At 74.0% G+C, this 6,480-nt stretch carries 8 protein-coding genes; 4 read left to right on the forward strand and 4 right to left on the reverse strand.

Annotated elements, in window-relative coordinates:
• Positions 1 to 17: 17 nt before the first annotated feature.
• Positions 18 to 911 (reverse strand): polysaccharide deacetylase family protein, encoded by an 894-nt coding sequence (locus tag ACFY8W_RS03665; RefSeq protein ID WP_391099725.1) that lies wholly within the window; start codon positions 909 to 911, stop codon positions 18 to 20.
• 90 nt (positions 912 to 1,001) lie between these two features.
• Here ACFY8W_RS03665 and ACFY8W_RS03670 point away from each other — a divergent pair, with 90 nt between their 5' ends.
• Positions 1,002 to 1,448 (forward strand): universal stress protein, encoded by a 447-nt coding sequence (locus tag ACFY8W_RS03670; protein ID WP_391099727.1) that lies wholly within the window; start codon positions 1,002 to 1,004, stop codon positions 1,446 to 1,448.
• An 18-nt stretch (positions 1,449 to 1,466) separates the two neighbouring features.
• Here the strand turns inward: ACFY8W_RS03670 and ACFY8W_RS03675 are convergent, their stop codons facing one another.
• Positions 1,467 to 2,660 (reverse strand): CapA family protein, encoded by a 1,194-nt coding sequence (locus ACFY8W_RS03675; protein ID WP_391099729.1) that lies wholly within the window; start codon positions 2,658 to 2,660, stop codon positions 1,467 to 1,469.
• 241 nt (positions 2,661 to 2,901) lie between these two features.
• Between ACFY8W_RS03675 and ACFY8W_RS03680 the strand changes: the two genes are divergently transcribed.
• The 3 genes from ACFY8W_RS03680 to ACFY8W_RS03690 all read left to right on the forward strand — a co-directional run bounded on the left by ACFY8W_RS03680 (position 2,902) and on the right by ACFY8W_RS03690 (position 4,522).
• Positions 2,902 to 3,477, forward strand: coding sequence for a sigma-70 family RNA polymerase sigma factor (locus ACFY8W_RS03680; RefSeq protein WP_391099731.1), 576 nt, complete (start codon positions 2,902 to 2,904; stop codon positions 3,475 to 3,477).
• 5 nt (positions 3,478 to 3,482) lie between these two features.
• A complete protein-coding gene (locus ACFY8W_RS03685) occupies positions 3,483 to 3,896 on the forward strand; it encodes a hotdog domain-containing protein (protein ID WP_391099733.1) in 414 nt (137 codons plus the stop codon).
• A gap of 227 nt (positions 3,897 to 4,123) precedes the next feature.
• Positions 4,124 to 4,522 carry a hypothetical protein gene (locus ACFY8W_RS03690; protein WP_391101693.1) on the forward strand — a complete coding sequence of 133 codons (399 nt, stop codon included), beginning with the start codon at positions 4,124 to 4,126 and terminating at the stop codon, positions 4,520 to 4,522.
• A gap of 16 nt (positions 4,523 to 4,538) precedes the next feature.
• Here the strand turns inward: ACFY8W_RS03690 and ACFY8W_RS03695 are convergent, their stop codons facing one another.
• Positions 4,539 to 5,285, reverse strand: coding sequence for a LytTR family transcriptional regulator DNA-binding domain-containing protein (locus ACFY8W_RS03695; protein ID WP_391099735.1), 747 nt, complete (start codon positions 5,283 to 5,285; stop codon positions 4,539 to 4,541).
• Between the two features lie 10 nt (positions 5,286 to 5,295).
• Positions 5,296 to 6,168, reverse strand: coding sequence for a DNA-formamidopyrimidine glycosylase family protein (locus tag ACFY8W_RS03700; protein ID WP_391099737.1), 873 nt, complete (start codon positions 6,166 to 6,168; stop codon positions 5,296 to 5,298).
• Positions 6,169 to 6,480 lie beyond the last annotated feature (312 nt).

Below are 6,480 nucleotides of genomic sequence, written 5' to 3' on the forward strand. Positions count from 1 at the left end.
CGCGTACCCGCGCCGGCTCAGCGGCGGGGGACGGTGATGCTGTAGCCGAGGTCGAGGAGTTCGGGCAGGTAGCGCTCGAGCGCGGCGACACTGTGCGAACGGTTGCCGCCGGCATCGTGGTTGAGGACGACGACGCCGGGTCCCGCGCCGTCGAGGACCCGGCGGACGATGCTGTCGGTGGGCGGCTCCTTCCAGTCGAGAGTGTCGACGGTCCACGCCAGCGGCTCCATGCCCAGCTCCGCGCCGATCTCGAACGACAGCTTGTTCCAGGCCCCGTAGGGCGCCCGGTACCACAACGGCGCGGCGCCCAGGGCCTGTTCGATGACGTCACTGGTCGACCCGAGCTCCTGGCGGATCAGGGAGGGCCGCAGCTTCGGGACGAGCGGGTGCGACCAGGAGTGGTTGCCGACCACATGGCCGTCCTCGGCCATCTGCTTGAGCAGGTCCTGGTTGTCGACCGCCATCTCGCCGCAGACGAAGAACATCGCCCGGCAGCCGTAGCGGCGCAGGGTGGCGAGGATCTCGGGGGTGTAGCGGGGGTCGGGGCCGTCGTCGAAGGTGAGCACCATCGAGCGTCCGACGCCGGTGAGATGGAGGAAGGGCCGGGTTCTGACCGGCGGGACCGCGCGGCGGAAGGCGGGTGGCGCGTAGCCGGTCATCGGCTGCAGCCGGTACGCGGCGGGCCGCAGCCGCGCGGCCTGGGCCTGGGCCCGGGCCTGTGGTCCGGCGGCGCCGGGCGTGGGCCGCGCGGACGGCCCGGCAGAGGGTGCGGCGCCGTCGGCGGGCCCGGTCCCGCCGTCCGTTCCGCCCATGCGGTCGGTGGCGAAGACTCCGACGGCGGCGGTGGCGCCGAGGGCGGCGGCGAGCCGCAGCAGCGACCGGCGCCCTGTGGTCGTCTCATCCTTTTTCATGACCAATGGTTCGTACGGAGGACGGCGCTCGCCGCGCAGCGACACCGGATGCCCGTCCGAATCCACCTGTTGAGCCGATAGCCTCGAAGGGTGAGTGGTTTCGAACGGGGTACGGACGGCCCGAAGGTGATCGTCGCCGGGGTCGACGGCTCCGCGTCCTCGCTGCGGGCCGCGGCCTACGCCGCCGGACTCGCCCGCCGCCAGAACGCGCTTCTCGCCCTCGTCTACGTCCAGCCCGTGCTCGCGGCGGGCGCGGCCATGGGCGCCCCGGTCGCCGGGGCCACGGAGGAGATCGCCGAGGGCCTGGCGGCCGAGATCCGGGAGTCCGCCGAGCGGGTCGAGGAGGTCTTCCGGGTGCGCTGGGAGTTCCACACCTTCCGCGGCGACGCGTACGCGGGTCTGGTCTCGGCCGCCGACGAGCTGAAGGCGGACGCGGTGGTGGTCGGGGCCTCGGAGTCGGCCGGTCACCGCTTCGTGGGCTCGGTCGCGGTCCGCCTGGTGAAGGCGGGCCGCTGGCCGGTCACGGTGGTGCCGTAGAACCCGGGCCCCGGCGGGCTACTCCCCCGCCACCAGTCCGTCCCGGGCCGCGCCGCGGCCGAGGACGACCTCACGGATGGCGTCGCGGGTCTCGGTGTACTGCTCCTCGCCCTTCCTGATGGCCGCGTTGAGGTTGACCACCCGGCCGCGCGCGGTGTCGAAGAACTGCGGGACGAACTCGGCCTTGCGCACCTCCCAGCGGCCGCCGGGCACGGCGGGCGGGACGAAGGTGAAGCGGGCCAGGGTGCCCTCGTTGCCGCGGCGGTCGTAGGAGCCGTTGTAGTTGATCATGTCTCCGGCGATCTGGTCGCCCATGCCGTAGACGATCCAGGTGCCGTTGACCTTCTCGTAGGCCTGGGGCACATGGGCGTGGGTGCCGATGATCAGGTCGATGTCGGGGCGGCCGCCGGTGCTCGACGAGGTGAGGGCCTTGCCGAGGGAGAGCTGGCGCTCGTCGGGCGCGGTCTGCCACTCGGTGCCCCAGTGGACCGACACCACGACGACGTCGGCACCGGCCTTGCGGGCGGCCCGGGCGTCGGCGACGATCTTCTGCTCGTCGATGAGGTTGACGGCCCAGGGCTGGCCCTCGGGCAGCGGGTAGCCGTTGGTGTCGTAGGTGTAGGCGAGCTGGGCCACGGTCGCGCCGCCCGCCTTCAGCAGGGTGGGCCGATCGGCCTCCGCCGCGCTGCGGGCCGAGCCGGCGTGCCGTACGCCCGCCGCGTCGAGGGCGTCGAGGGTACGGCGCAGACCGGCGGCGCCGTCGTCGAGGGTGTGGTTGGAGGCGGTGGAGCAGGAGTCGTAGCCGGTCTCCTTGAGCGCGGCGGCGACCTCGGGCGGCGACTTGAAGGCCGGGTAGCCGGTGTAGGGGCCGCCCTCCGCGCCGTACACGGTCTCCATGTGGCAGATGGCGAGATCGGCGCCGGAGACGACGGAGCGGACGCCGGCGAGCATGGGCCGGAAGTCGTAGCCCGCGCCGCCCGCGTCCTTGGCGGCCTGCCGGATGATCGAGTCGTGCGGGAGGACGTCACCGGAGGCGACGAGGGTGAAGGGAGCCGGGCGGGCCGATGCCGCCCCGGGGGCCGCGGGCCGCTGCGAGGGCTTGCCCGGCGCCGCCGGGCCGTGGGCCGAACGGTCCGCCTCCGCGCAGCCGGTGGCCGCGGCGAGCAGGACGGCGGCGAGGGCCGCCGCGCCGGTTCTGGTGCGTGGGGTCATCTGCCGCACTCCGCTGATTCATAGGATGAACATCTGTTCATGCGAATTCACAGCGGACGAAGCCCCCAGTCAAGGGTCAATGCCGCAGGTCGTGTGAAACCCCGCTGAATCGGACGCACCGCTTCCGCCCGGACCCGCGCTGACCGTTCGCCGAACCGTTCACCGCTCGGTGCGACCGTTCGTCGCATACATCGGTCCGCTCCCTGTCCGCCGTCGCCCGGATGCGTTCGTATACGGCACCATGACCACGGCACTGACGGCAGCGGCGACCACCGACGAGCGGGCCCTCAGGGAACTCCAGCGCGAGCACGGCCCCGCACTGCTCTCCTTCCTGCTCGGCCTGACCCAGGGCGACCGGCAGCGCGCCGAGGACCTGGTGCAGGAGACGCTGGTCCGCGCCTGGCTCCATCCCGAGGCCTTCGACTCCCCGTACGAGTCGATGCGGCCCTGGCTGTTCACGGTGGCCCGGCGGCTCGCCATCGACGCGCGCCGCTCCCGGCTCTCCCGGCCCACCGAGGTCGGCGACGAGCTGCTCGCCGTGACCGCGGACCCGGCCGACGCCACCGAGACGGCCGTCGCCGCGCTCGACGTCCGGGCGGCGGTGCGCGGGCTGCGCCCGGAGCACCGGGCCGTCCTCGTGCGGCTCTACTTCCACGGTCTGACGGTCAACGAGGCCGCGGCCGAGCTCGGCATCCCGGCCGGCACCGTCAAGTCCCGCTCGCACTACGCGCTGCGCCAGCTCGGCCACCGGCTGCCGGGCTACCGCCCCCAGCGCCGCACGGCCGTTGCCCGGCCGGCCGCCGCCGCCCCACAATGACCGTCGTGACGCTGACTCTCATCGCCGCCGAAAAGGTCCTCTCCGACAACTTCGCCCCCTGGGTGCTCGACCTGGGCCTCTCCGTGGCCTCCGTCGACGGCCACGAGGCCGTCCTCAGGCTCCCCTGGTCCGACCGGCTCGCCCGGGAGGGCGGCGGTCTCTCCGGCCAGGCGCTGATGGCCGCCGCCGACACCGCCACCGTGATCGCGGTGGCCGCCGCCCGCGGCGGCTTCGTCCCGATGACCACCGTCCAGCAGTCGATCAGCTTCCAGCGGCCGGTGCTCGGCGCGGACGTCCTGGTGCGGGCGCGGCTGACCAAGGCGGGCAAGCGCATGGCCTTCGCGGACATCACCATGACGGCCGAGGGCACGGAGGAGCCGGCCGCGCACGCGACGGCGGTCTACGCGCTCCTCGGCTGAGCCGCCCGCGTCCCGGGCATCACCCTCGTCACAGGGCTCCCACCAGCACCGATGTGGCGAAGAAACGTATCCGAAAGCAGCCGGGCCAGTTGAGCGAACTGGCCCCGCGCGCGCCCTTCTCGGAGGAGGCTCGTCTCCGGGGCCTCGTCCAGGACGTCCGGGAGAAGGTGGGATCGGTGCTGCCCGAAAGCACGAACGGAGCCGGTGGAGGCGGTCTCGCCGTCCCGATGGACTGGCTGTGCGCCGAGTACGTCGCCGACGACGTGATGCGCACCGGCGGGCTCGTCGCGCCCGGTTCGCTGGAGTTCCGGGCCGGGGTGCGGACCCTCGCCCTCACGGTGCTGCTCGACGGCCGTGGCCCGGACGGCTGGCTGCGCCGTACCGCGCACGACCACCCCTGGTCCTCCTGGGTCGCCGACCGCCTGGCGGGGGCCGGCCATGACACCCCGGCGCCCGACCTGGCGCTGGCCCGGGACACCTGGCGGCGGCTGCGGGCCACCGAGCTGCGCGCCGCCGACCTCGCCGGGATCGCCGGGGCCCGCACCGTCGACGAGGACCGTCAGGTGTGGCTGCCCGCCTGGCGGTTGGGCACGGCCCTGAGCCATCTCGCGCTGCACCTGTGCTGACCGCCGCCGCGGCGGCTCAGCCGCGGGCTCGGCGCAGCAACAGGTCCCGCAGCTGGCGGGCGTGGCGCCGTGAGACGGCGAGGACCGCGTCGCCGACCCTGACGGAGGTGGCGCCGCCGTCGAGGCGGAGCTCGTCGATGCGGCCGATGGCGACCAGGTGGCTGCGGTGTATGCGGACGAAGCCGCGGTCGGCCCACCGCTCCTCGAGGACGGACAGCGGGATGCGGACGAGATGGCTGCCCTGGTCGGTGTGGAGGCGGGCGTAGTCGCCGTGCGCCTCCACGTAGGCGATGCCGTCGACGGGCACGAAGCGGGTGACGCCGCCGAGTTCCACCGGGATCTGTTCGGGGAGCGGCTGCGCGGGCACGTGCGCGTGCACGAGGTCGTGGGCCCGGCGCACGGCCTCGGCGAGGCGTTCGCGGCGCACGGGCTTGAGCACGTAGTCGACGGCCTCCAGGTCGAAGGCCCGGACCGCGAAGCCCTCGTGCGCGGTGACGAAGACGATCAGCGGCGGGCGGGCGAAGCCGGCCAGCAGCCGGGCCAGGTCGAGCCCGCCGAGCCCGGGCATCTGGATGTCGAGGAAGACCACGTCGACGCCCTCGTCGCCGTCCGGTCCCGCCTCGACGGCGCGCCCGATCCGGCGCAGCGCCTCGGTGGCGTCGCCCGCCCCCTCGGCGGTGCGCACGCGCGGGTCGGCGCGCAGCAGGTAGAGCAGTTCACCGAGGGCCGGCGCCTCGTCGTCGACGGCCAGTACGCGCAGCATGCGCGGGAGTCTATTTCAGGAGTTTCGACATGCGGCGGTCGGCGAGCGGCTTGCCGCCGGTCTGGCACGTGGGGCAGTACTGGAGGGAGGAGTCGGCGAAGGAGACCTCCCGGATGGTGTCACCGCAGACCGGGCAGGGTTCGCCGGTGCGGCCGTGGACGCGGAGCCCGCTCTTCTTCTCCGCCTTGAGCCTGCCCGCGGCGAGCCCGTGGGAGCGCTCGACGGCCTCGCCGAGAGTGGTGCGCATCGCCTCGTACAGGGCGGCGGTCTCCTCGGGAGTGAGGTTCTGGGTGGGCTTGAAGGGCGACATCCGGGCGGCGTGCAGGATCTCGTCGCTGTACGCGTTCCCGATGCCCGCGATCAGGCTCTGGTCGCGCAGGGCGCCCTTGATCTGGCGCCGTTCGCCGGACAGCAGGGCGGTGAAGGCGGCCAGGTCGAAGTCCTCGGCGAGCGGGTCGGGCCCGAGGCGGGCCACCCCCGCCACCTCTCCGGGGTCACGGACGACGTACACGGCGAGCCGTTTGGTGGTGCCCGCCTCGGTGAGGTCGAAGCCGTCGCCTCCGGTGAGCGCGGTCCGCAGCGCGAGCGGCCCCTTGCCGGGCTTCGGGAATCCGGAGGGCAGCACGTCCTTCCACTGCAGCCAGCCGGCCCGGGCGAGGTGGGTGACCAGGTGCAGTTCGCCGGCCGTGCCCTCGGTGGCGATGTCGAGGAACTTGCCGTGGCGGGCGACTCCGGTCACCCGGGCGCCGTCGAGGGCGCCCGGAGGCGGGTCGTACGTCTTGAGCACGCTGATCGCGACGGGCAGCACGTGGGCGATCTCCTTGCCCACGAGGTGCTCGTCCAGGAACGCGCGGAGTGCTTCGACCTCGGGCAGTTCGGGCATGTCCCCACCCTGCCGTACGGGCGGGGCAGGCGCCCGTCGGATCCCGGCGCGCACACGACGGCCGGCTCCGGACGGGTCCGACCCGGGCCGAAGGGTCCGGACAGCAGGCACCCGTCGGATCCCGGCGCGCACACACCGGCCGGCTCCGGGCGGGACCGCCCCGGGCCGAAGGGTCCGGACAGCAGGCACCCGTCGGATCCCGGCGCGCACACACCGGCCGGCTCCGGACGGGTCCGACCCGGGCCGAAGGGTCCGGACAGCAGGCACCCGTCGGATCCCGGCGCGCACACACCGGCCGGCTCCGGGCGGGAC

The organism is Streptomyces sp. NPDC012637 (genome assembly GCF_042954805.1).
Taxonomy (GTDB): Bacteria; Actinomycetota; Actinomycetes; order Streptomycetales; family Streptomycetaceae; genus Streptomyces.